Annotated in this window: 22 protein-coding genes, 1 tRNA gene and 2 pseudogenes; 8 read left to right on the top strand and 17 right to left on the bottom strand. The window is 63.0% G+C overall.

What is annotated here, in order from left to right; genetic code table 11:
* Positions 1-23 precede the first annotated feature (23 nt).
* The 8 genes from AC0V7N_RS09695 to AC0V7N_RS09660 all read right to left on the bottom strand — a co-directional run bounded on the left by AC0V7N_RS09695 (position 24) and on the right by AC0V7N_RS09660 (position 7,418).
* Positions 24-311 carry an SRPBCC domain-containing protein gene (locus AC0V7N_RS09695; RefSeq protein WP_475456794.1) on the bottom strand — a complete coding sequence of 96 codons (288 nt, stop codon included), beginning with the start codon at positions 309-311 and terminating at the stop codon, positions 24-26.
* Positions 312-509 carry an SRPBCC domain-containing protein gene (locus tag AC0V7N_RS09690; protein WP_475456792.1) on the bottom strand — a complete coding sequence of 66 codons (198 nt, stop codon included), beginning with the start codon at positions 507-509 and terminating at the stop codon, positions 312-314.
* Positions 506-883 (bottom strand): ArsR/SmtB family transcription factor, encoded by a 378-nt coding sequence (locus AC0V7N_RS09685; protein WP_475460263.1) that lies wholly within the window; start codon positions 881-883, stop codon positions 506-508. Before AC0V7N_RS09685 ends, AC0V7N_RS09690 begins: the two co-directional genes overlap by 4 nt.
* A 426-nt stretch (positions 884-1,309) precedes the next feature.
* Entirely contained in the window at positions 1,310-2,248 is a 939-nt protein-coding gene (locus AC0V7N_RS09680; protein ID WP_475456790.1) for an IS110 family RNA-guided transposase, read from the bottom strand.
* 504 nt (positions 2,249-2,752) lie between these two features.
* A complete protein-coding gene (locus AC0V7N_RS09675) occupies positions 2,753-3,781 on the bottom strand; it encodes an esterase-like activity of phytase family protein (RefSeq protein WP_475456788.1) in 1,029 nt (342 codons plus the stop codon).
* Positions 3,778-5,676 carry a cobaltochelatase subunit CobT gene (gene cobT / locus AC0V7N_RS09670; protein ID WP_475456786.1) on the bottom strand — a complete coding sequence of 633 codons (1,899 nt, stop codon included), beginning with the start codon at positions 5,674-5,676 and terminating at the stop codon, positions 3,778-3,780. Before cobT ends, AC0V7N_RS09675 begins: the two co-directional genes overlap by 4 nt.
* Positions 5,677-5,687: 11 nt before the next feature.
* The gene (gene cobS, locus AC0V7N_RS09665) at positions 5,688-6,674 is read right to left on the bottom strand and encodes a cobaltochelatase subunit CobS (protein ID WP_287271377.1); all 987 of its coding nucleotides are present in this window, start codon (positions 6,672-6,674) and stop codon (positions 5,688-5,690) included.
* 123 nt (positions 6,675-6,797) lie between these two features.
* Positions 6,798-7,418, bottom strand: coding sequence for a J domain-containing protein (locus AC0V7N_RS09660; RefSeq protein ID WP_172223507.1), 621 nt, complete (start codon positions 7,416-7,418; stop codon positions 6,798-6,800).
* Between the two features lie 192 nt (positions 7,419-7,610).
* Between AC0V7N_RS09660 and AC0V7N_RS09655 the strand changes: the two genes are divergently transcribed.
* Positions 7,611-7,913, top strand: coding sequence for a BolA family protein (locus AC0V7N_RS09655; RefSeq protein WP_475456782.1), 303 nt, complete (start codon positions 7,611-7,613; stop codon positions 7,911-7,913).
* Between the two features lie 30 nt (positions 7,914-7,943).
* On the opposite strand, the gene AC0V7N_RS09650 is transcribed toward AC0V7N_RS09655, so the two are convergent.
* The 5 genes from AC0V7N_RS09650 to AC0V7N_RS09630 all read right to left on the bottom strand — a co-directional run bounded on the left by AC0V7N_RS09650 (position 7,944) and on the right by AC0V7N_RS09630 (position 13,416).
* Positions 7,944-9,497, bottom strand: coding sequence for an acetolactate synthase large subunit (locus AC0V7N_RS09650; protein WP_475456780.1), 1,554 nt, complete (start codon positions 9,495-9,497; stop codon positions 7,944-7,946).
* Between the two features lie 116 nt (positions 9,498-9,613).
* Positions 9,614-10,414 carry an alpha/beta hydrolase gene (locus AC0V7N_RS09645; protein WP_475456778.1) on the bottom strand — a complete coding sequence of 267 codons (801 nt, stop codon included), beginning with the start codon at positions 10,412-10,414 and terminating at the stop codon, positions 9,614-9,616.
* Positions 10,415-10,782: 368 nt separating this feature from the next.
* Positions 10,783-11,673 (bottom strand): HlyC/CorC family transporter, encoded by an 891-nt coding sequence (locus AC0V7N_RS09640; RefSeq protein WP_475456776.1) that lies wholly within the window; start codon positions 11,671-11,673, stop codon positions 10,783-10,785.
* 1 nt (position 11,674) lies between these two features.
* Complete coding sequence (gene aroB / locus AC0V7N_RS09635; protein ID WP_475456774.1) at positions 11,675-12,811, bottom strand: 3-dehydroquinate synthase; 1,137 nt, start codon at positions 12,809-12,811, stop codon at positions 11,675-11,677.
* Positions 12,808-13,416: a shikimate kinase gene (locus AC0V7N_RS09630; RefSeq protein WP_475456772.1), complete on the bottom strand. Its 609-nt coding sequence runs from the start codon at positions 13,414-13,416 to the stop codon at positions 12,808-12,810. Before AC0V7N_RS09630 ends, aroB begins: the two co-directional genes overlap by 4 nt.
* Positions 13,417-13,627: 211 nt before the next feature.
* On the opposite strand from AC0V7N_RS09630, the gene AC0V7N_RS09625 reads away from it, so the two are divergent.
* The 5 genes and pseudogenes from AC0V7N_RS09625 (at position 13,628) to AC0V7N_RS09605 (ending at position 17,560) form a co-directional block, all read left to right on the top strand.
* Positions 13,628-13,780, top strand: coding sequence for a hypothetical protein (locus AC0V7N_RS09625; protein WP_015315495.1), 153 nt, complete (start codon positions 13,628-13,630; stop codon positions 13,778-13,780).
* 28 nt (positions 13,781-13,808) lie between these two features.
* Positions 13,809-14,726, top strand: coding sequence for a site-specific tyrosine recombinase XerD (locus AC0V7N_RS09620; RefSeq protein WP_475456770.1), 918 nt, complete (start codon positions 13,809-13,811; stop codon positions 14,724-14,726).
* Positions 14,727-14,824: 98 nt separating this feature from the next.
* A complete protein-coding gene (locus AC0V7N_RS09615; RefSeq protein ID WP_475456769.1) occupies positions 14,825-15,775 on the top strand; it encodes an acetyl-CoA carboxylase carboxyltransferase subunit alpha in 951 nt (316 codons plus the stop codon).
* A 240-nt stretch (positions 15,776-16,015) separates the two neighbouring features.
* Positions 16,016-17,313: pseudogene (locus tag AC0V7N_RS09610) on the top strand (L,D-transpeptidase family protein).
* A gap of 8 nt (positions 17,314-17,321) precedes the next feature.
* A pseudogene (locus AC0V7N_RS09605) lies at positions 17,322-17,560 on the top strand (sulfurtransferase TusA family protein).
* Between the two features lie 16 nt (positions 17,561-17,576).
* Here the strand turns inward: AC0V7N_RS09605 and AC0V7N_RS09600 are convergent.
* Together AC0V7N_RS09600 and AC0V7N_RS09595 are read right to left on the bottom strand one after the other, a co-directional pair.
* Positions 17,577-18,704 (bottom strand): CobW family GTP-binding protein, encoded by a 1,128-nt coding sequence (locus AC0V7N_RS09600; RefSeq protein ID WP_475456763.1) that lies wholly within the window; start codon positions 18,702-18,704, stop codon positions 17,577-17,579.
* A 4-nt stretch (positions 18,705-18,708) separates the two neighbouring features.
* A complete protein-coding gene (locus AC0V7N_RS09595) occupies positions 18,709-19,875 on the bottom strand; it encodes a D-alanyl-D-alanine carboxypeptidase family protein (RefSeq protein ID WP_475456761.1) in 1,167 nt (388 codons plus the stop codon).
* Positions 19,876-20,130: 255 nt separating this feature from the next.
* Here AC0V7N_RS09595 and AC0V7N_RS09590 point away from each other — a divergent pair, with 255 nt between their 5' ends.
* Both AC0V7N_RS09590 and AC0V7N_RS09585 read left to right on the top strand, forming a co-directional pair.
* Positions 20,131-21,294 (top strand): M20 aminoacylase family protein, encoded by a 1,164-nt coding sequence (locus AC0V7N_RS09590; protein WP_475456759.1) that lies wholly within the window; start codon positions 20,131-20,133, stop codon positions 21,292-21,294.
* Between the two features lie 85 nt (positions 21,295-21,379).
* Positions 21,380-21,456, top strand: a tRNA-Arg gene (locus AC0V7N_RS09585).
* A gap of 122 nt (positions 21,457-21,578) precedes the next feature.
* Here the strand turns inward: AC0V7N_RS09585 and AC0V7N_RS09580 are convergent.
* Both AC0V7N_RS09580 and AC0V7N_RS09575 read right to left on the bottom strand, forming a co-directional pair.
* Positions 21,579-22,544, bottom strand: a complete 966-nt coding sequence (locus AC0V7N_RS09580; protein ID WP_475456757.1) for a hypothetical protein — start codon at positions 22,542-22,544, stop codon at positions 21,579-21,581.
* 143 nt (positions 22,545-22,687) lie between these two features.
* A complete protein-coding gene (locus AC0V7N_RS09575) occupies positions 22,688-23,875 on the bottom strand; it encodes a mechanosensitive ion channel domain-containing protein (RefSeq protein ID WP_496627811.1) in 1,188 nt (395 codons plus the stop codon).
* Positions 23,876-23,903: the final 28 nt, after the last annotated feature.

Here is a 23,903-nt window from a genome sequence, read left to right as displayed (position 1 = left end):
CCGAAGCCGCCGGCGGTTTCGTTCTAGTTTGACTTCTGGAGCTCCGCGCCAAGAGCCTCGAGCAGCCCGCGCGTCCCCTCCTCCCGCCCCTTGGCGGAATCGACGCCATCGAAGAAGGCACCCTGCTCGGTATAGGTAAGCCGCGTGCCGCCACCTGACGGTGTCAGCTCCACCGTGGTCAGCGACGCCGACATGGGCTGCGGCCCGATTGCCATCCGATAGGAAAACACGATGCGCTGGTCGGGAACGATATCCTGGAACTGCGCATCGAGCCTGACCTCCGGGCCACCGCCATAGCTGAAGCGCGACACCTAGCCGCCTCCGACGCGAAAATCGAAGCTGAATTCGGCGATGGTGAAGCCGTCGCCGTCGACCCGCCAGCGCCGCACCGTGGCCTTGTCGGCAAAGGCGTGGAAGACCTTGGCCGGCGATTGCGGATAGGTCCGCTCGATGGTGAATGTGGAGTGGATGACGGTCTGCTCGTCCTTGATGGGGGCGGTCTGGTTCATTGCTGTTCGTCCTTTTCCTGATTCTTCTTGGGGGATTGGCCTTTTGGGGATGGGTCTGACTCGGCCAGGATCTGGCCAAGTCGGTCGAGGTGGCGTTCCGCCGGTATGCGGCGTTCGGCAATCCAGTCGGCGAGCGGGGCGAGCCCGCCCGGTTCGATCCGGCAGGTGCGCACCCGCCCGATCTTTTCGCTGCGGATAAGCCCGCAGGCCTCCAGCGCCTGCAGATGCTGCAGCACGGCGGCAAAGGTCATGCCGAACGGCTCCGCCAGCTGGCTGACGGTGGCCGGTCCGCGGCTCAACCGTTCCAGGATCTGGCGGCGCGTGGGCTCGACAAGAGCGCGAAGGATGCTGTCGATCTCGGAATAGTTAAGCATGGACTTGAGTATTACGCCAATTGCATGAATAGTCAAGTCTTCACTAAAGTGTTTTGAGCAGCGTAGATCGAGTGACGAGCAGTCGACCCCCACTCCGTCGAGCTTCGCTCGCCACCTCTCCCCCGATCGACGGGGTAGAGGAAAGGCGCGAGCGTGCAACGGCTGGCGCCTTTCCTCTCCCTCCGGAGGCAGGGCAATCGCATATGGCGATTTTCTTGGTTTTCCAGATACTTGGCTGGATACCAAGAAAATCGTCGACGCGGACGGTTCGCGATTTGATTCTGATCCGTTCTTGCTCCGATTCGGGTTCGATACCGCGATCGAACGTCGGCAAAAGTGTCTCCCAGCCACTAAGTGGCTGCAAAGACTCAGAAATTCCATATGCGATTGCCCTGCTCCGGAGGGGGAGAGCGACTATCTGGGGTGTCAAGTTGCATTTGCGAACTCGCTTCTCGCGTCGCGTGCTTTTGCATTGAGGATGACGAGAAGTTTTCTGGCGAGCGCGATGCGGATGAGCATTTTGGGCTTTCCCGCCTGTTGCAACCGTTGAGTGAACGCTTTGAGATGGGGATCGAACTTGGCCACGATGGCTGCGACGATGAAGAGGATGCCACGCGGCCCGGCGCGTCCGCCGCGCACATGCCTGTTGCCGGCGCGCCTGCCGCTGTCATTGGCGATGGGGGCGAGGCCTGCCAGCTTGGCGATGGCCTTGTTGGAGATGAGGCCGATCTCGGGCAGTTCGGCCATCAGGCGGGCGACGGTGCGCCCGGCGACACCCTTGAGCGAACGGAATGCCGATCCCAGCCTGGCCCACAGCGGATCGTCATCGATCATGGAGGCGATCTCGCCTGCCAGGCGCCGCTCCTCGCGTTTGAGGAAGGCCAGCATGGCCTCGATGCTGGCGCATGCCTCGGCATCGCGTGCGGCACTTCTACGCTGCTTGTTGATGGTGGCATCGCCGACAATTTGGCAAAGCCGCCCAACCAGCGCAGCAAGGCGCTGCTGAGCAGTGCTGGGCGGTGGCGTGGGAACCATCTTCTTGACTGCGCCGTAATGGGCGATGACGGCAGCGTCGATCCGGTCGGTCTTCTCCAGATGGCCCATCGCCTCGGCGAAGCGGCGCACGCTTCTAGCATTGACCAGAGCGCACTCCATGCCGTGCGCCCACAAAAGCATGAAGCCCAGCCGCTCGTAGCCGCCCGACGCCTCCATCACCGCAAGAGCTGCGCCATGGCTGCGGCAAAACAGGCAAAGAGCTGCGATCCCCGTCGCATCGTTGGCGAAGCGCTCTATCGCCCCACTCGGCCTGATATGCGCGTCCAGCCAATCCTTAGAAACATCAACTCCACAAATGATCTTGTTCACGGTAACCTGCCTTGTGCGTACGGTTGGAACCAAGCGACTGTTCGGTCGTGCGTGACGAAGGCGAAGATCCCAAGCTCTCCCGCGGCTGTAACCTCAGGTGGTACGGGCGACTTCGCCAAGCCAAGGTCCGGGCGGCCTTGGCTCAATCGCTTCAATCCCACGAAATCTCTCTCGTGTAGATACAAGGTGGCCCGGCGAAGCGGGGACGGAGAGGGGGAAGGCGTCCGTCAAACGCGCAGCACGACGCAGCGAGCGCCTAATCTGCGGCGAACGAGCAATCAGGCGGATCTGATGAAAGGTCGACCCCCACTCCGTCGAGCTATGCTTGTCCGGCCGATAGATGGGTAACACTTCTCCCCCTATGTGTCCGTCGCAGCGCCAAGCGGTTTGTTTGGCGTGGCGCTGCGAAGCAGCGACGGAGTGAGGGAAGGCATCCGACCAAATCGAACCCGCCCCAAATCGAACCCGCCGTTGAAAACCCCAGGTTCGCAGTTGGCGCGCCGCTCAATCCTGATGCAGGATAAATTCCAGATAGAGATTGCGCTGCAGGATCGAGTGGTTGTCGTCCGAGATCAGCGACACCATCAGCGCGCCGTCGTCGCGGATCCAGACGTCGAGCCCTTCCATATTGTCGATCTGGTAGCCCATGTCGGCTTCCAGCAGCACCGGCCCGTCGGCGACAGCGCCCTTCTCGACACTCTCGCCATAAATGCGCCGCAGCCGCATCTTGAGGCCGCCCGCCATGGTAAAACTGCGCTCCAGCAGCAAAAGGTCGCCATCCGGCAGGAAGGCGCCATCGGTGATGTCGAAATCGCCATTGCGCTTAACGGTGAAGACGCCCTTGTGCGGCCCTTCGATGATGGCGGCATAGATGTTGCCTGATTTGTCGAGGCTCTTTTCCGAGACCACGACCAGACCGCCCTCGTGCTGGCCGTTGGCATTGGCATGGGTGACGGTCTCGAAGCCGCGGTTCTGGCGCAGCTCCCGCGCCGGCACCAGAAAATCCAGCTGCCGGAACGGCGCCTTCATATCATTAGGGTCGATCTTGAACTGGGCGACGCGATGGTTGCGCTCGAAACCGACGGTGGCGATGCCATCCTTGACCGCGAGGCCTTCGGCATCGACTTCCCATTTCTCGTCGATCGGCTGGCCGTTGTCGTCCACCATCTGCTGCAGGCGGAAGTTCTGGATGCCCGTTGGCCGCCTGTCGGCGTCGCGGGCCAGCGTGCCGAAGAACCAGTAGCCGGTGTCGGCCACGCCGATGAAATCGCTGCCCGCCTTCAGAAACCGGAAGGCCGACAACGCGCCGAAATCGCGTGATGGCGAGGTCAATTCCAACCCGCCGACGAATTCGAGCGGACCGAACTGCTTGTCGGTGCGGCCAATATGGAATTCGGTAATCGGGCGTGCCGAGACTTCGATGGGCTCAACCGGAGCCGACCCAGCAGAACCGGCTGGCGCCGAAGCCACGCCGGCGAGCAGGGCTATGACGGCGAAAAGCGTCCGCCGAAACCCACCGCGCGAAAAGATCATCCGGCGCGCCGCATGCCGCCGCGCCGCGTGTCGCGGGCGCTTTCCTCGGCAAACAGCGAAGCCAGTTGCTCGGTCATGGCGCCGGCCAGTTCCTCGGCATCGACGATGGTGACGGCGCGGCGATAATAGCGCGTGACGTCATGGCCGATGCCGATGGCCAGCAGTTCCACCGGCGAGCGAGTCTCGATCAGTTCGATGACAGCGCGCAAATGGCGCTCGAGATAGTTGCCCGGATTGACCGACAGCGTCGAATCGTCGACCGGCGCGCCATCCGAGATCATCATCAGAATCTTGCGCTGCTCGGGCCGGGCGATCAGCCGGTTGTGCGCCCACAGCAGCGCCTCGCCGTCGATGTTTTCCTTGAGCAGGCCTTCGCGCATCATCAGGCCGAGATTGCGCCGTGCCCGCCGCCACGGATGGTCGGCGGATTTGTAGATGATGTGGCGCAGATCGTTGAGCCGGCCGGGGTTCGGCGGCTTGCCGTCCTTCAGCCACTTCTCGCGCGCCTGGCCGCCCTTCCACGCCCGGGTGGTGAAGCCAAGGATCTCGACCGAGACGCCGCAGCGCTCCAGCGTACGCGCAAGGATGTCGGCGCAGGTGGCGGCAACCGTGATCGGCCGGCCGCGCATCGAGCCCGAATTGTCGAGCACCAGCGTCACCACCGTGTCGCGGAATTTCGTGTCGCGTTCCTGCTTGAAGGACAGCGGCTGCATCGGGTCGATGACGACGCGCACCAGCCGCGCCGGGTCGAGGTAGCCCTCTTCCAGGTCGAAATCCCAGGAGCGGTTCTGCTGCGCCATCAGCCGGCGCTGCAGCCGGTTGGCGAGCCGCCCGACGACGCCGGACAGATTGGCAAGCTGCTTGTCGAGGAAGGCGCGCAGCCGGTCGAGCTCTTCTTCTTCACAAAGCTCCTCGGCGCCAACCGTCTCGTCGAAGGCGGTGGTGTAGACCTTGTAGTCGATTTCCTTCGGCAGGTTGGTGAAGGGATTGTCATTGCGGCGCGCCTCGCCGGGCGTCTCGGCATCCGCATCGTCATCATCGGACAGATCGTCGGCTGTGGCGTCGGAGGCTTCGGTTTCCGACGACTGCTCGTCATCGGCCGATGCCTCGGCATCCTCGGACTGCGACTGCTCCGAGCCGGAATCCTCTTCGCCGCCTTCCTCGCTCTGCTCCTCGCCTTGCGGCTGGTTGTCGTCATTGTCCTCGGAGTCTTCCGTCTCCTGGTCGTCGCCGAGTTCCTCGGCCATCTCCATGGAGGCGAGCATCTCGCGCACGACGCGGGCGAAGGCCTGCTGGTCGTCGAGCTTTGCCGACAGCCCGTCGAGATCGGCCTTGGCCTTTTCCTCGACCCAGGGCCGCCACAGCTCGACCAGCCGCTCGCCGCTCTTCGGGATCGGCCGGCCGGTCAGCTTCTCGCGCACCATCAGCGCCAGCGCTTCCTCGATCGGCGCGTCGGCCTTGTCCTTGACATCGACGAGATTGGCCTTGGCGTATTTGTCCTCCAGCATCGAGCCGATATTGTCGGCGACGCCTTGCATGGCGCGGCTGCCGATCGCCTCGACGCGGGCCTGCTCGACCGCGTCGTAAATGGCGCGGGCCGCCTTGCCTTCCGGCGCCAGCTTAGTGTGGATGCGCGCATCATGGCATGCGCGCTTCAGCGCCATGGAATCGCCGAGCCCGCGGGTAATCGCGATGTCGGTCTTCGACGCCTTCTTCGGCAGTTCGGGCAAGCGGGCGCGGCTGCCGGCGAGCGCCGGCCGGTCCTTGGCGAAACCGACTTCCAATTCCTTGTCGCCAGCAATGGCGCGCATGCAGACGGTGACGGCGCGCTTGAAGCTGTCGGCTTCAGACCCCGTCTTCGACTTGTTGCGCGTGTTGTCGCCCGGACCCGCCATCGAGGCTCTGCTTAGCCCAGCACCACGTTGGCGGCGCTTTCCGGCAGATCCTCGCCGAAGGCGCGCTGATAGAATTCGGCCACCACCGAACGCTCCAGTTCGTCGCACTTGTTGAGGAAGGTCAGCCGGAACGCCATGCCGATATTGCCGAAAATCTCGGCATTCTCGGCCCAGGTGATGACGGTACGCGGGCTCATCACGGTCGACAGATCGCCGTTGATGAAGGCCGAGCGCGTCATGTCGGCGACGCGCACCATCTTGTTGACGATGTCCTTGCCCTTGCCGTCGCGATAGTGCTTGGCCTTGGCCAGCACGATGGCGACTTCATTGTCGTGCGGCAGATAGTTCAGCGTGGTGACGATCGACCAGCGGTCCATCTGCGCCTGGTTGATCTGCTGCGTGCCGTGATAGAGGCCGGTGGTGTCGCCCAGGCCAACCGTGTTGGCGGTCGAGAACAGCCGGAACGCCGGATGCGGACGGATGACCCGGCTCTGGTCGAGCAGCGTCAGCCGACCCGACGATTCCAGCACGCGCTGGATGACGAACATCACATCCGGACGGCCGGCATCATATTCGTCGAAGCACAGCGCGACATTGTGCTGGTAGGCCCAGGGCAGGATGCCGTCGCGGAATTCGGTGATCTGCAAGCCGTCCTTGACGACGATCGCGTCCTTGCCGACGAGATCGATACGGCTGACATGGCTGTCGAGGTTGACGCGCACGCAGGGCCAGTTGAGGCGGGCGGCGACCTGTTCGATATGGGTCGATTTGCCGGTTCCGTGATAGCCCGACACCATGACGCGGCGGTTGTAGGCAAAGCCGGCGAGGATCGCCAGCGTCGTCGCCTTGTCGAACAGATAGTCCGGATCAATGTCAGGCACATGTTCGCTGGTTACCGAATAGGCCGGCACCACCATCTTGGACTCGAAGCCGAATTTATCCTTCACCGACACCGTCGTGTCGGGCAGGTTGGCGATGTCGCGATCGACCTTGTTCATATCTCTCAACGTCTCCACGGGCGAAACGTCCCGTTTCGCCGGCAATCGATTTTGTTCGGGGGCGGTCTTAAAGCCTTTTCCAACCTTATGAAAGTTGGAAAACGACACAAACCATAGGGTCGCTCAGCACAGGCCCGCCTGTTTGAGCACGCGATAGGCCTGCAGCACATCGCGGAACCGGTCTTCCGAACCTCTATCGCCACCATTCGCATCCGGATGGTGACGTTTCACCAATTCCTTATAGCGCGCCTTGATATCCTTGCCAGTCGCCTTTGTATCAAGGCCAAGCGTTTCCAGCGCCTTGGCCTCAAGCGGCTTGGCCTTGCGCTCACGCGCCTCACGCGGATCCTTCGGTCCCTTGAACAGGTCGAACGGGTCGCGCATGCGGTTGTAATAGCCGGCGCGGCCTGATCGATGCTGGGCAATATCGGGCGACGAACGCGTCGAGGCGCCGTTGACGCCCATCTTCCAAGTCGGCCGATGACCGGTCATAGCTTCCTTCTGGAAGCGCGCGACCTCAGTGTCCGGCACGCCGGAGAAATAGTTGAAGCCCTTGTTGTACTCGCGCACATGGTCGAAGCAGAAGCGGAAATACTCGCCCTCCTTCATCCGTCCGACCGGCGCGCGATGGGTGCCCGCTTCCTTGCAGCCATCCCACTGGCAAATCGGCGAGTGCGACTTCAGCTCCGCGTCCTTGTCGGGGCGGACGCGAATCTTCTCGAAATATTTGGGATACGGCTTCATCTAACCCATTTATGGGGCGTTCGCAGATGCGAAACAAGAATTGACATTTTCGCGATCATCGCCCTAACCGCTGAATCGCGGCTTAAAGCAGGCGAATGGCGAATTTAGTTGCGAAACAGCGGCCCCCCTTGTGAAACCGGTTTCCGGTTTTCACGCTGGTGCGCCAGCCATATGTGGTGAAGGGAGACGGCGATGTCCATACAGACGACCATGGAAGACAAGCTCAACAAGGCATTTTCGCCGGAGCGACTGGTCATCATCAACGAAAGCCATCTCCACGCCGGCCACCATCACCACGGCTCGGATCATCACGGCGCCTATGACGGCACCGGCGAAACACATTTTCGCGTCCGCGTCGTTTCTTCCGCCTTTGCCGACATGAGCCGCATCGACCGCCACCGCGCCGTCAACGAATTGCTGGCCGATGAATTGAAAACCGGTGTGCACGCGCTGGCGATCGAACCGGCGGCACCTGGTGAAAAGACCCGCTGGTAGGCCAGATCCGCTCTCGCCTGAACTGAGCGGTCAGATCACCGCTTCGATCAGGAACGGCCCGCGCCGCGACAAGGCGCTATCCAGCAGCGCGTCGAAGCGCTCGCACGTGTCGGCACGCGCCGCCTCCACGCCCATGCCTTTGGCCAGCGACACCCAGTCCAGCGCAGGATGGTCGAGGTCGAGCATGCGCCTGGCATTCTCGCCGATCGCATTGACGCCGACATTGCGCATCTCGCCATGCAGGATCGCATAGGTCCGGTTGGCAAAGACGATCGTCACCACGTCGAGATTTTCCCGCGCCTGCGTCCACAGACCCTGCACGGTGTACATGCCGCTGCCATCGGCCTCCAGATTGATCACCTTGCGGTCGGGGCAGGCGATCGCCGCCCCGGTTGCCATCGGAATGCCGCCGCCGATCGATCCGCCGGTGCCCATCATGTAATCGTGCGGCGCGGCAAAGGCCGACAAGGCAAAGAAGCGCCGCGCCGAGGTGACCGCTTCGTCGCAGACGATCGCATTGTCCGGCAGCTTGCGCGCCACCGACAGCGCGATGGCGTCGTCCGTGAGCTTGCCGCTCGGCGCAGCCTCGTCCGGGAAAGCGGTCGCGAACACCGTCTGCTGCGACGGCTCGATGCCGAGTTCGTCACGAAGCGCCTCCAGCGCCGCATGCAGGTCCTGACCATGGGCGGCGAGCGTCAGCGGCTTGCAGTCGTCGCGAACCAGCCGGCCGGGTTTTCCCGGATAGGCAAAGAAGGCGACCGGCTCCTTACCGCCGACCAGCACCAGAACGTCGATATCCCTCAGCAACGCCGTCGCCGCATCGATTGGATAGGGAATGCGGGTCGGCGCGACGCGCCCGCGGCCGCGTTGCATGCGGGCGATCAGAACCTCGCTGAACAGGCGGACATTGCAGGCCGTCGAGATCTGGCCGGCGATCTCGAGCGCATCGGCCCGCGCGGCTCGGCCGCGAACGATCATGCCGACACGGCCCGGAGCCGCACGGATCGCCTCGGCGGTCTCGCGTACGACATCCCTGTCGACGGCCGGTGGCGGTGAAAGGACAACCCTGCCCGGCGACGCCGGAGCAGCACCGCCCCAGGCAGCATCCGCCGGCAGGATCAGCGTCGTGACGCCTGGAGGCGTCAGCGAGGCGCGAAACGCCGCCTCCGTGGCCGGCTGGACATCGGCTGGCCCAGCGATGCGGCGAACCCAATTGGACATCGGCGCTGCCAGGCCTTCGATATCGCTGGTCAGCGGCGCATCGAGCGGCAGATGGTAGGAGGCGTGATCGCCGACGATGTTGATCATCGGCGTCCTGGCACGGCGGGCGTTGTGCATGTTGGCCAGCCCGTTGGCCAGGCCCGGGCCTGTGTGCAGCAGCGTCGCGGCCGGGCGGTCGGTCATGCGCGCATAGCCGTCGGCGGCACCGGTCACCACGCCTTCGAACAGACCGAGCACACAACGCATCTCAGGCTTGCGGTCGAGCGCGGCAACAAAATGCATTTCGGAGGTGCCGGGATTGGCGAAGCAGACCGTCACATCATTGGCCAGCAGCACGTCGCACAGGACATCGGCACCATTCATGCAATTCTCCCTCTCATGAAGAGCAATTGCACCCACGGATGTCCGCACGGCAATATCCCGCCGCCGCTTTTGGCATGATCCAGTTACAGGGAAAGGCGAGCGGAAGCTGCCGGGGATCAACCGACCGTCGATTTCAGGAATGTCAGAGCGGCAGCGGTCAGCGCATCACCATCTTCGCCGAAATCGCGGTTGATCGACATGTGCGTATAGGCAGTGCCGTCGAACAGCGTCACCTTCGTGCCGGTGGCGCGCAGGCGCTCGGCAAAGGCTTTCGAATCCTCACCACGACCTGACGCCCCCGAATAAGCGATGAAGGTCGGCGGATGTTTGCGGCCGTCGACATAGTTGGCCGGGGAAAGTGCCGCCCATTGCGAGGGGTCGGAAAAGACCCGCGCATAGGCCCGCACCATGCCGCCATTTTTCTCAAGCGCCGCAAGATCATAGGCCCTGGTATCGTCGAGCAGCAGGCCGGCGACGCCGGGCAATCCCCCGCGCATGCCGGTCAACGCAATCAGGTGGCAGCCGGCCGAATGGCCCATGCCGACAATGCGCTTGGGGTCGCCGCCATGCCCGGCGATGTTGGCCCTGACATAGGCATAGGCCTTTTCGACGTCATTGGCCTGGGTCGCGACATCGGCCTCCGGCAGCATGCGATAGTCGATCGAAACAAAGCAGAAGCCGCTGGCGAGCAGAAAACCCGGCTTGGCGCCCACCTGACTGCGTTTGCCAAACTCCCAGGCCCCGCCATGGACGAAGAACACCACGGGCAGGTTTTTCGCGCCGTCCGGTGCGTAGATATCGAGCTTGGCCGGGCCGTAGTCGAAGGTTTTGGGAGATGGCGACGACTGGCGCGCAAATGTCGTGGCCGGCAGAAAGGCCGCCATCGAAGCCAGAAGCAGGGTTCGCCGATCGATCATCATGTTCTCCTGAACGCCCGGCGCAAAATGCACCGGGACGCCGAGAAGTTCCAATGAAGGATTGGTAACGTGTTCCTCGGCTTGACGGGTCGGACGTACTTGTCTTGACGGATACATGCCTTGGAGATTGGCGAAAACGCCCATCACGTCGTCATCCTATGGCGAAGCAAGGAGCGAAGCGACGCGGCGCAGACCATAGGATCCATGCCGCGACTTCAATGCGTTGCAGCGGTCCAGAATTCTGCTCCGCCGCATCCTTCGGCCGGGGTCGCGGCATGGATCCTCGGGTCTCCGCGACGCCGCTTCGCGGCTGCTCCGCCCGTGGATGACGAAGTTGGGGCTGCGCCAATCCCGAACGTCTACGGTTTCTAAGCGTCGCCGGCCGGCCTGATCCTCAACCGGGCGATCCGGTTCTTGTCGCGCTTCATGACGATGAAGCGCTTGCCGTGGAAGGTGAAGGCCTGCTTCTCATCGGGGATCGACTGCGCCTCGTGGATGACGAGGCCGGCAATGGTGGTCGCTTCCTCATCCGGCAGGTTCCAGTCGAGTGCCCGGTTCAGGTCTCGGATCGGCACATTGCCGTCGACGACGACGGAGCCGTCGGCCTCCTGCTTGACGCCCTGAATATCGACATCGTGCTCGTCGGCGATTTCGCCGACGATCTCCTCGATGATGTCCTCCAGCGTCACCAGACCCTCGACCTCGCCATATTCGTCGACGACGACGGCGAAATGCGCCTTGCGCCGCAAAAAGGCGTTGAGCTGTTCCTGCAAGGTCGTGGTGTCGGGCACGAACCAGGGTTTCGAGGCGATCTTCATCACGTCGATCCTGGAAAAGTCGTTGCCGACTTCATTCAGCGCACGCAGCAGATCCTTGGCGTGCAGCACGCCGACAATATTGTCGAGCGAGCCCTTCCACAGCGGCATGCGGGTGTGCGGGCTCTGCAGGATCTCGCGCACCACTGCTTCCGGCGCATTGTCGGCATTGACCGAGCGCATGTTGGTGCGGTGGACCATGATGTCGGAGACTTCGAGCTCTTCGAGGTCGAACAGGCCGCCAATGCGGTCGCGGTCCTCGCGCACCACCTGGCCGTCGCGGCGGAAATCGTCGACCGCGCCGCGCAACTCGTCCTGGCTCGAGCGCTGCGGCTCGATGCGCGACAGCTCGTAGCCGAACATGGCAAGCAGGCGTGTGCGCACGGCAACGACCAGCAGGATGAGGATGGCAAGGACGGCGACGACAACCCAGCCGGTCTCCATCTCAGCCGGCTTTCCCGTTGGCTGGATGGTTTTCTCTCAAGAAGGACAGCACTTCCGAAGCCGGAACGTCCTTGGCGATAAAAGCCTGGCCGATGCCACGTGTCAGGATGAAGGTCAGCGCGCCGCGCGACACCTTCTTGTCCTGGGTGATGAAGGAGAGCAACGCCTCGGCATCGGGCAGGTCGCCTGGGATATCGGCCATCCGCCACGGCAGGCCGACAGCACGCAGATGCGTCTCGACGCGTGCCGCGTCGTCGGGGCTGGCCAGATTGAGCCGCGAGGAGAACCGGTGCGCCAGCGCCATGCCGATGGCCACCCCCTCGCCATGGACGAGGCGAGCTCCGTCATATTGCGTTGCGGCTTCGAGCGCATGGCCGAATGTGTGGCCGAGATTGAGGAGCGCGCGGTCGCCGGTCTCGAACTCGTCGCGGGCGACGACATCGGCCTTGGCGCGGCAGGCTTCGGCAATGGCCTCTCCCCGCTCCGGCCCGCCGGCGAAGACTCTTTCCCAGTTCGCTTCCAGCCAGGCGAAGAATTCCGGCCGGTCGATCAGCCCGTATTTGGCGAGTTCGGCATAGCCGGCGCGGAATTCGCGGATCGGCAGCGTGTCGAGCACTTGCGTGTCGGCCAGCACCAGCTTGGGCTGCAGGAAGACGCCGACAAGGTTCTTGCCGCGCGGGCTGTTGATGCCGGTCTTGCCGCCGACAGAGGAATCGACCTGCGCCAGCAGCGAGGTCGGAACCTGCACGAAATTCATGCCGCGCCGCACGATGCCGGCGGCAAAGCCGGTGAGATCGCCGATGACGCCGCCGCCGAGCGCGATGACGACATCGCCGCGCTCCAGCCTGGCCGCCAAAATTCCGTCGACCACCTCTTCGAGATGGGCAAAGCTCTTGGTCTTCTCGCCCGGTGGCATCGTGATGACAGTGGGCTGGATGCCACCCTTCTCGAGCCCGGCCTTCAGCGTATCGAGATGCGCGGCGGCAACATTCTCGTCGGTGACGACAGCAGCGCGCGTGCCGGGCAGGCGGCGCGAAATCTCCTCGCCGGCGCGCGACAACAGGCCGGAGCCGATCAATATGTCGTAGGCCCGGTCGCCAAGCCCGACTTCGACGGTGACGGGCTGATCGGCGCTCACGATTCGACCTCGCCCGTCGCTGCAATTTCATCGATGCCGAAATGCCGGCACAGTGCTCCCAGCACCTCTTCGGCGATGACTTCCTTGCGGTCGTCGCGGGTTGGCACGGTGACATCAGCGGTCGCATAGACCGGATAGCGCTCTCCCATCAGCCGCTCCAGCACGGCGCGGGGATCGGCACTTTTCAGCAGTGGCCGGTTCTGCTTCTTGGAAACCCGGTCCATCAGAAGGTCGAGTTCGGCCTTCAGCCACACCGACACGCCATGCGCGGCAATCGCCTCGCGCGTCTGCGCGTTCATGAAAGCGCCACCGCCGGTCGACAGCACCTGCGGACCGTTCTCCAGCACCCGCAGGATGACACGCTGCTCCAGCGCCCTGAACTCTGTCTCGCCATAGCGCTCGAACAACTCCGGAACGGTCATGCGCGAGACGCTCTCGATCTCCTGGTCGCTGTCGATGAAGGGCAGCGAAAGCATCGTCGCCACCTTGCGGCCGATCGCCGTCTTGCCGGCGCCCATCAGGCCGACAAAGACGATTGACCGGCTGCCCAGCCGGCCAAGCAGCGCGGCGTAAGTCCCGCCCGGAGGATTTTGGTGCGCGGTCATCAGCTGTTTCTTGGGCCCTCTTTGCCGGCGTATCGACATGAAAAGCCGGTTTGCGTCAAGCGTGCCGAGCACAGGCAAGCCTATATCGGCCGGGGGATGCCTGCATCAGAAGTCGCTGACAAGCCTCCGCTTCTTCCTTGAATTGGCCGAATTGGCGTCCCATAAGGGCACAGGGTTTGGAAACGCAGAACAAGAAGACGGGCGAAAATTGATGCCGACACTGTTTCGCTTTGTCGTGACCCTCGCGATTCTGGCCGGCATTGCCTATGGTACGATGTTCGCACTGGTGATGTTCGTCGAGCCGAAAAAAGCGGAGATGAGCGTGCGCATCCCGCCTGAAAAGCTGAACCCCAAGAAAAACTGAATCCCGAAGAAAAACTGACCGACAGGAAATGAACAGCGCCGCCCGCATCGAGGCCTTCCTGGAAATGATGAGCGCCGAGCGGGGCGCTGCCGAGAACACGCTGTCCTCCTACCGCCGCGACCTCGAAGACGCTTCGAGCGAGATCGATGGCGGGCTTGCCGGTGCCGCCGCCACCGATATCCGCGCCTATCTCGACGACATCGCCGCGCGCGGCTTCGCGCCAACCTCGCAGGCGCGCAAACTGTCGGCGATCCGCCAGTTCTTCAAGTTCCTCTATGCCGAGGGCCTTCGCACCGACGACCCGACCGGCACGCTGGACAGCCCGAAAAAGGGCCGTCCGCTGCCCAAGACGATGAGCGAGGCCGACACCGGCCGGCTGATCGACCGCGCCGCGCAGGAAGCCGGCGACACCGAGCTCGGCTACAGCGACAAGCTGGCTGCCCTTCGCCTGCATGCGCTGGTCGAGGTGCTCTACGCCACCGGCCTGCGCGTGTCCGAACTGGTCGGCCTGCCGGTGACGGTGGCGCAGCGCGACGACCGCTTCTTCATGGTGCGCGGCAAGGGCGACAAGGAGCGCATGGTGCCGCTATCAACCAAGGCGCGCACGGCAATGCGCGCCTGGCTTGCCGCCCGGGCCGGGGTGCCTGCCTTCGCCGACAGCCCATTCCTGTTTCCGGCAGCGTCCGACAGCGGCTATCTCTCGCGCCAGGTCTTTGCCCGCGACCTGAAAGGCCTGGCGGCGCGCGCCGGTATCGCCTCAGCGAAAATATCGCCGCATGTGCTGCGCCATGCTTTCGCCAGCCATCTCCTGCAGAACGGCGCCGATCTCAGGGCCGTGCAGCAGTTGCTTGGCCATGCCGACATATCGACGACACAGATTTACACCCATGTGCTGGAGGAGCGGCTGGTGCGGCTAGTCAACGATCATCATCCGCTTGCCGACTAGGCCTCATATCGCTATGTGAGGACGACATTTCACCGCCCGGAGCCTTGGTTTCAACGGTTCCGCAGTCCTTGCCTTCCGAAATATCGGTCCGCTCAAGCATGTACAACTACCTCGATTTCGAAAAGCCGGTGCAGGATCTTGAGCTCAAGATCCTCGAGCTCAAGAAGCTTGCCGAGAATGGCGAGGCGGTCGATGTCGCCGATGAGATCACCAGGCTCGAGAAGCGTTCCCGTGACGCGCTGCGCGAGCTCTACAGGGCGCTGACGCCGTGGCAGAAGGTGCAGGTGGCGCGCCACTCCGACAGGCCGCACTGCGTCGACTACATCAAGGGCCTGTTCAGCGACTTCACGCCGCTTGCCGGCGACCGCAATTTCGGCGAGGACCAGGCGATCGTCGGCGGTTTTGCCCGCTTCCGCGGTGAACCCATCGCGATCATCGGCCAGGAAAAGGGCTCGGACACGACCAGCCGCCTGAAACACAATTTCGGTTCGGTGCGCCCGGAAGGCTACCGCAAGGCGGTGCGGCTGATGGAGCTTGCCGACCGCTTCAAGATTCCGTTGCTGACGCTGGTCGACACGGCGGGCGCCTATCCCGGCGTCGGCGCCGAGGAGCGCGGCCAGGCCGAAGCCATTGCCCGTTCGACCTCGGCCTGCCTTGGCCTGAAAGTGCCATCGATCTCGGTGGTCATCGGCGAAGGCGGTTCGGGCGGCGCCATCGCCATCGCCACCGCCAACCGCGTCTACATGCTCGAACACGCCATCTATTCGGTGATTTCGCCTGAGGGTGCCGCTTCGATCCTGTGGCGCGACACGACGCGCTCCAAGGACGCGGCGACCAACATGAAGATCACCGCGCAGGATCTCCTGGAACTGAAGGTCATCGACGCCATCATCCCCGAGCCGATGGGCGGCGCCCAGCGCGCCCCCGAAACGGTGATTGCCGCGACCGGCGACCTCATTGCCAAGACAATGAAGGAATTCGCCGGCGCCAACACCGACTTCCGTGAACAGCGCCGCGAGAAATATCTGGCGATGGGCCGCAGCCTCTGACGCCCTCCGATGGCGGAACACGGCCATCGGAAGCCCCGCGCCCACGGCAATGTGGCGACAATGAGCAATTTCGCCACAAAAATGCCGCCACATTCGGGTCAATGAAAGTGCCGCGAAGGGCTGGCCGAGGCTTGCGGTAAGGAATTTTCAAGGTTAACGGGCTTACGGTCCGTGGGTGTTCAGCATGCGGGCCCGGCATTATGAAGCCATTGGCCCGAGGGAAAAGACATAGCCGTATCCATGTTTGCCAAGCTCGCCCGTACCGGAGTCCTCATCACCTCGATAGCTGTCGCCGGCTGCAATGATTCGTCGATGAAGGACTTTGCCCCGGAAGCCAACAAGCCGCTGCCGGACAAGATCCTGGCCGACATGAGGGCCAAGGGCATGGTGCGCACCTCTTCGGTGATGGCGCGTATCTTCAAGGAAGAGGGCAAGCTCGAGATATGGAAGGCCAAGACCAACGGCCGTTACGACATGGTGGCGAGCTACGACATCTGCAAATGGTCGGGAAAGCTCGGACCGAAATACACCGAAGGCGACCGCCAGGCGCCCGAAGGGTTCTACACGGTCCGTCCGGCGCAGATGAATCCGCGCTCGAACTACCATCTGTCCTTCAACATCGGCTTTCCCAACGCCTATGACCGCGCCAATGGCCGCACAGGCCAGAATCTGATGGTCCACGGCGCCTGTTCGTCCTCGGGCTGCTACTCGATGACCGACGCGCAGATCGAGCAGATCTATGCCTTCGGCCGCGACGCCTTCCAGGGCGGGCAGACCGAGTTCCAGGTCGAGGCCTTTCCGTTCCGCATGACCGCCGCCAACATGGCGCGCTATCGCAACGACCCGAACTATGAATTCTGGAAGATGCTGAAGGTCGGCTACGACAATTTCGAGATCACCAAGGTGCCGCCAAAGGTGGACGTCTGCGAGAAGCGCTACGTCTTCAACCAGGTCGCCGCCGACGGCCAGACATTCGATCCGACCGGAGCGTGCCCGGCGACCACGCAGCCGGATTCGCTGAAGAGCGCCTACAACGCCTATCAGAGCACCTACGATGCGGCGTACAACGGCGCGCTCAAGGCCAGCGTGCCGCCGCCCAAGCCGACCATCGCCGGCATCAAGGAAGCCAGCATCGTCTCCGACTGGTCGAAGCGCCGGGCGCGCGGCGAGCGCGTGCCGATCGATCCGCCGTCGCTCAACAACGACGGCTCGGTCACCGAGACGGCGCGCATGGGCCGCATCGATTCGCCGGCTGGCCGCAAGATGGCTGCACTCGACGCCGAGAAAGCCGCCAAGCAGAAAGCCGAGGAGCAGCGGCTGGCCGCCATAGAGGCCGCCAAACAAGCCAAGGAAGCCGCCAAGGCACAGGCGCTGGCCGAAAGGAAGCGGCCAAGGCCGCCAAGGAAGCCCCAGTCGCGACCGCCACCATCGCCGCCCCCACCGAGGCCGCGCCGGTTGCCGAGACGCAAGCCGCCGACGCCGGCGAAGGCACGGTGACAAAGCTGAAGAACAAGCTGCTCGGCATGTTCGGCGGCTGAGCCCAGTCTTGGCCGCTGATGCCGCTATCTATGACCTCAAGGGCCTGAACTGCCCGCTTCCCGTGCTCAAGGCGAAGAAGCGCCTGGCGGGTATGCAGCCGGGCAGCCGGCTGTGGCTCGAAACCACCGACCCGCTCGCCGTCATCGATATTCCGCCTTCTGCTCGGATGCCGGCCACCAGCTCATTGAAACGGCGGCGATGTCAGGCGGCCATCGATTCCTGGTCGAACGCGGCGAAATCGTCTGAATTTGGATCTGAGAGGCTATCTTCCGGCGATCGCCAGCGGATTGTTTTCCAGCGCCGCGCGGTCGGGCGTGTCGATCGACGGCCGGTTGGTGAAGGCGGCAAACAGGCGGCGCACATAGTCTTCCGGCATGTCGAGTGTGATCAGCACCAGCCGCGTGCCGCGTTGGTCATCGGGCCAGGCCGGCAGCCTTGCCGGTGGATGCAGGATCTTCTGCACGCCGTGGATGACCAGCGGACGTGACCGATCTTCCTGCAATTCAATAACGCCCTTCATGCGCAGCAGCTTCTCGCCATGCGTCGAACGCAACAGGTCGAGGAACATCTCGATGGCCGAAAACGGCACCGGACCATCATGGACCAGCGAATAGGAGCGCACGCGCTGATCGTGCCGGTGGCCATGATCATGACTGTGATCGTGGTCATGGCCATGCCCGTGGTCATGACCGTCATGGTGATGCTCGTGATCGTGCGCCGCCTCCTCGCCGAGCCAGCGGCGCACGTCGGCGGATTTGGTGGCGGGATTGTAGAGGCCGCAATCAAACAGCGCCGCTACGCCTGTTTTTGAGTTGCCAGCATCGAGCAGTTCAGCCCCCGGATTGATCCGCCGCAGGCGCGCCCGCAGCGTTTCGAGGTCGCCGGCATCGGTCACCAGGTCGGCCTTGCTCAGCACGATGCGGTCGGCGACGGCCACCTGCTTGACCGCCTCGACATGGACATCGAGCGTGGCATTGCCATTGACCGCGTCGACCAGCGTGATGACGCCGTCGAGCCGGAAGGCCTGGACAAGTGCCGGATGCGCCATGATCGACTGCAGCACCGGCGCCGGGTCGGCAAGCCCTGTGGTCTCGACGATGACGCGGGCAAGCCTGGCGATACGGCCGGTCTGCAACCGGTCGACCAGGTCGGCCAGCGTGTCGACCAGTTCGCCGCGCACCGTGCAGCACAGGCAGCCATCCGAAAGCTGAATGATGCCGTCGGAAGCCTGCTCGACCAGCAGATGGTCGATCGCCACCTCGCCGAACTCGTTGATAATCACCGCCGTGTCGGCCAGCGCCGGATCTTTCAGGAGCCGGTTGAGCAATGTCGTCTTGCCGGCACCGAGGAAGCCGGTCAGCACCGAGACGGGGATAGGGAACCCGCTCATCGGGTTAGTTCGCGACCTTGGCCGGCTGATCGCCTTGTGCGGCGGTACCCACGACTTTCGGGCCGATGCCGGCCGGTACCGGCTTGTCGGGCCGCCAGCTCGGGATTGGCACGTCGGCATATTCCTGGCCGCCCTGGTCGAGCATCGCCTTCGGTGCCGGACCGGTAGCGCCGCCGAGGCCGACGGCAACCAGCGTCGGCACATGGTCGAGCTTTTCCTGATAAGGCGACTTCGGCACATCCTTGGGAGCCTCGGCCGGCGGTGCTTCCGACTGCTCCTCCTTTGTCTTCTTCTTGCAGATCTCGTCATGCATGTCGTTGGGCGAGACCGTGTCGCCGTAAGGCGCCAGCGTTGCGATGGTGGCGGTGCCGGCGGCTTGCGTATCAAACCCCTGGTCGAGCAGTTTTGCCGCGGCCTCGGCACGGCTGACCGCCGACTTCTCGCCAAGCACGACCGCGACCAGCGTGCGGCCGTTGCGCGTCGCCGAACCGATCATGTTGAAGCCGGAAGGGCAGACAAAGCCCGTCTTCATGCCATCGGCGCCGGGATAGCGGCCGATCAGGAGATTGTAATTCGGAATGGCCTTCTTGCCGACGGCAAGACCCTCGATCGAGAACCACGGCGCATATTGCGGGAACTCGCGGCGGATCGCCATCACCAGCACCGAAAGGTCGCGCGCCGTCGTGTACTGGTCGGGCGAGTAGAGGCCGTTCGGGTTGACGAAATGGGTGCCGTTCATGCCGAGCCGGGCCGCCTCGGCGTTCATCCTTTCAGCGAAGGCGGCCTGCGAGCCGCCGACATTCTCGCCGACCGCCATAGCGATGTCATTGGCCGATTTGACCAGCATCATCTTCAGCGCATTGTCGAGCCGCATCACCGAGCCGGGCTTGAAACCCATCTTACTCGGCGGCTCGCCGGCGGAGTGCTTCGTCACCTTGATCGGCGAATCGAGCTGGACTTCGCCGGCCGCGATCGCCCGGAAGGTCACATAGGCGGTCATCAGCTTGCTGAGCGAGGCCGGGTACCAGCGCTTGAAGGCATCCTGATGCTGCAGGATCTGGCCGTTCTTCAGGTCGAAGACAACCACCGGATTGGCCAGCGCCGACCCAGCCAGGGCCGACAGCATGATTGCGCCGGCCGAGAATAGTTTGAGGAAATGCCTGTGCCGCATGATCGAATCCGAAATCGCCTCTTGCCCTGATTGCCCCCGGCTCCGTAAGATTTCGTTACGTGACCGCCAGCATAATGAGTCCGACCCTCAAAAACGGACCGCATCGGTGCGGTGCTATTTACCCTATGTGACGCCAACATGGCAAAGTACCTGACAATCACAATTCCAAAACCCCGGGCATAATTGTAAAACCCCGGGCACAATTGCAAAACACCAGGCTGAAGCCGGCTGCTCCAACGACGAAATGGAACCATCATGCCAATCCTGAACCGCGCCGCTGAAATGCAGGACGAAGTCGCCGGCTGGCGCCAGCATCTGCACCAGACACCGGAACTGAACTTCGACGTCTTCAAGACGGCGGCTTTCGTCACCGAAAAGCTGAAAGAGTTCGGTTGCGACGATGTGGTCACCGGCCTCGGCAAGACCGGCGTTGTCGGCATCATCCGCGGCCGCCAGGGCGAAGGCGCCACCATCGGCCTGCGCGCCGATATGGATGCGCTGCCGCTCAACGAAATCACCGGCAAGTCCTACGCCTCGACCGTTCCCGGCAAGATGCACGCCTGCGGCCATGACGGCCACACGGCGATGCTGCTGGGTGCTGCGAAATACCTCGCCGAGACGCGTAATTTCGCCGGCTCGGTGGCGGTGATCTTCCAGCCGGCGGAAGAAGGCGGCGGCGGCGGCAACGAGATGGTCAAGGACGGCATGATGGAGCGCTTCGACATCGCAAAAGTGTTCGGCATGCACAACATGCCGGGCCTGCCTGTCGGACAGTTCGCCATTCGCCCGGGCCCGATCATGGCGGCGACGGCCGAATTCACCATCACCGTGAAGGGCCGGGGCGGCCATGCCGCGATGCCGCACGGCACGATCGATCCGATCGTCATCACCAGCCAGCTGGTCGGCGCGCTGCAGACGATCGCCTCGCGCAGCACCGATCCAGTCGAGGCCGTGGTGGTGTCGGTGACCAAATTCCATGCCGGTGATGCCTACAACATCATTCCCGAATCGGCCGAGATCGCCGGCACCGTGCGCACCTTGCGCAAGGAGATCGCCAAGAAGTCGGAAGAGCGCATCCGCACCATCTGCGACGGCCTGGCGACCGCCTTCGGCGCCAAGATCGAGGTCGACTACCAGGCAAATTACCCCGTCACCTTCAACCATGCCGAAGAGACGGTGTTCGCCAGCGACATCGCGGCCAATGTCGCCGGCGACGCCCATGTCCACCGCGGCATCCAGCCGGTGATGGGCGGCGAGGATTTCTCCTACATGCTGGAAGCCCGCCCCGGCGCCTTCATCTTCATCGGCAACGGTGACACCGCCGGCCTCCACAACCCGAACTATGATTTCAACGACGAGGCCATCCCGCACGGCATGAGCTACTGGGTGAAATTGGCGGAAACCGCGCTCGCCGCCTGACGAGCGCTGTACAAAAGGCTGGCCGATTTGCGTTCGGCCGGCCTCTTGGCGAAACGACCCGAAGCGGCTATGTGTCGGGCCGCGTGGTCCCGTAGCTCAGTAGGATAGAGCGGCAGATTCCTAATCTGTAGGTCACAGGTTCGATTCCTGTCGGGATCACCACTCAGTCACAGCAAAATTGGGCTATGCTAGGTGGCTTGAAATTCACTCGGCTTATCCGAGGGTTAGCCGGAGCCCCCTCTAGACGGTCGGGCTGAGACGCGCAATCGGTCTCTGTTTTCGCCCTATTTTCGGAGCCCGTCTCTCTGACCGGCTTTCCGTGCCCTATTGTTTTGGTGGCCGATGCAGAGGAGTCGAATGCGTGTTCCGGCTTCTGGACCAAGCGGTGATTGAAAACCTAGAAGGGACTGCTGCTGGTTCCAATCAACAGGAAGATCGGCGAGCCGAGCGAGCCACCGGGCGGTTATGCTGACGGGTTGATTGCCGGCCAGAATGTTGTCCACGATCGCCGGAGAGAGGAAGGCCAAAGGCAATGCCTTGCTTAGGTCAGCGCGATGGATGTCAGTCGCTTTCGAGAGTTCGGAGATGCTGCGAGCCGAGCCATTTGTCAGCGCCGACAACATCGAGTGTGACCTAACCAGCAGGTTAATGAGGCTCGGGTCAGCAGCCCTGCTGGGTTTGGGTTGGTCTCCGATGATCAGCCGTGCCCCATTTCCACGCCTTTGAATCTTGCATGCGACCATAACCTTGTGAGCCTCGCTCGCGATGACAGGTTGTTGGGAGCTGGTTGCATCGGATTGTCTGTCGCCCTGTGGTTCTAGGATCACCCTCGCCAAGGCGGCAGGATTGATTGCGAGCTCAATGGTCTCGGGCCAGAGCGTCATCCTCACAATCGCGCTTTTGACAATCGATCTACGCTTTTCATGACGTGCTGGCGAGCCGTTCAAGAACCCGCCCGCCTCGCTCAATCCACTCTCGATCGCATCCTTGGATGCGTATCGCTCGATCCATTCAGCCAGTCGCAATCTGTTGTTGAGCAAAGCAACTAGCTGCTGATCGACGAACCCTTCCAGTACATCGGCTGGCACGCTCCAACCATTGTCGTCCTTGCGCCGAGCGACCTTGAGCCGGTTCGAGATGTAGCATCGATAGCGCTTGCCGTGATTGTTCGCATAGGCAGGACATCCATACCTATGGAAACGCCGCCTCTGCCCTTCCAGATGGCGTGCCTTCGCAAGACGCCTTTCCATTCAAGCTGTGGTCGTGCGTCTGCGCGCGGGCGGCGCGGCGGGCGGCGGCCGCGAGGTGATCCGCAGCTGAGAAAGGGAGATCGCCGCCTTTTGGAGCCAGCGTGCGTAGCAACCGCTAGCGCGATCATGACTAGCCGGTATGCTCATGCAGATGCCCCGAAATTAGATGTCAGCGGCTTTGGGACGGCCTGAATGCCGTTCTCCTGAAATGCCTGCTGCACGGCGATCAAAACGGCGCGGCGGATCATGAAGTTTCTGCCCGCTTTCGCCATGAATTTGGCCCGGATAACCAGCGTGCCGTCCTCAACCTCGGCAATTCCCTGGCTCTTGAACGGGGCGAGCAGATCTCCAGCAAGTTCCGGGTTGGCCGAAATATCCTGGCCGATCTTCTTGAAAATCTTGCGGACTTTCTCGACATCGGTGTTGAATGCAACGCGAAAGGTAAGTTTCTCGATCATCCAGTCGCGGCTAAAATTCTGGATCTTGCCAATCGAGCCATAGGGGATTGTCGCCAAGGCACCGCGCTGATGGCGCAAGGAAACCGACCGGACCGAGATTTTTTCTACGGTCCCCTTGGCGCCTGACGTTTCGATATATTCGCCGAAGCGGAATGCATCGTCGATCAGGAAAAACAGCCCGGAGACTAGGTCCTTCACCAGCGTCTGCGAGCCGAAGCCGATGGCCAGTCCGAACACACTCAAGCCGGCGATCAGCGGCCACACATTGACCCCGATCGACACCAGGATCGAGAGCAGCGCCAAGGCCAGAATGCTCGATTTGCCGATCGCGCTGAGCAGCGGCACCAGCGTGCCCAGCCGTGAACGCGGTGCACCCACTTCCTCGTCGACACCCGTTGCGGGTAACTCCGCGCGCATGGCGCGAGCCGTCCCCGCGCCTACCACGTTCCACATAAACGCCGCCGCCAACATGATCAACGCCACGCCGGATGCGCCCTTGGCGACCTCTCGCAGATCTATGCCGAACCCGGCAGCCAGCGGTGTCGCCCATAGTGTTCCCAGCATGGCAATCATGATAGCCACGACGGTGAAGCGGGCGGTCTGTCGCCCTGCCGCTGCCAAGATCGAGATGTCAGGGGACTCCAATCCGCGCTGCGCCCAGTTCCCGATCATTGCGTCGAGATGCGGCGCTGCGAGAAACATCAAGGTGGTCAGCAGAACGGCTGACCCACGAAGCGATGCTCCCAGGGTCAGCGCGGCCTGAGTGCTGAGAAAGGTGATTGTCAGGAACGCGGTCACGATTGCCGGCCATATTTTGGCGAGACGGGTGCGCCAGCGGCTTCTGGGGCGCGGACCGGCGACAGCCGCTGCCATAGTGCGTCTGTGCCTCCATACCGCCCAT

Source organism: Mesorhizobium kamtschaticum (assembly GCF_056174585.1).
Note: the sequence above shows the minus strand (reverse complement) of the source record. Positions and strands in the feature narration are given on the sequence as shown.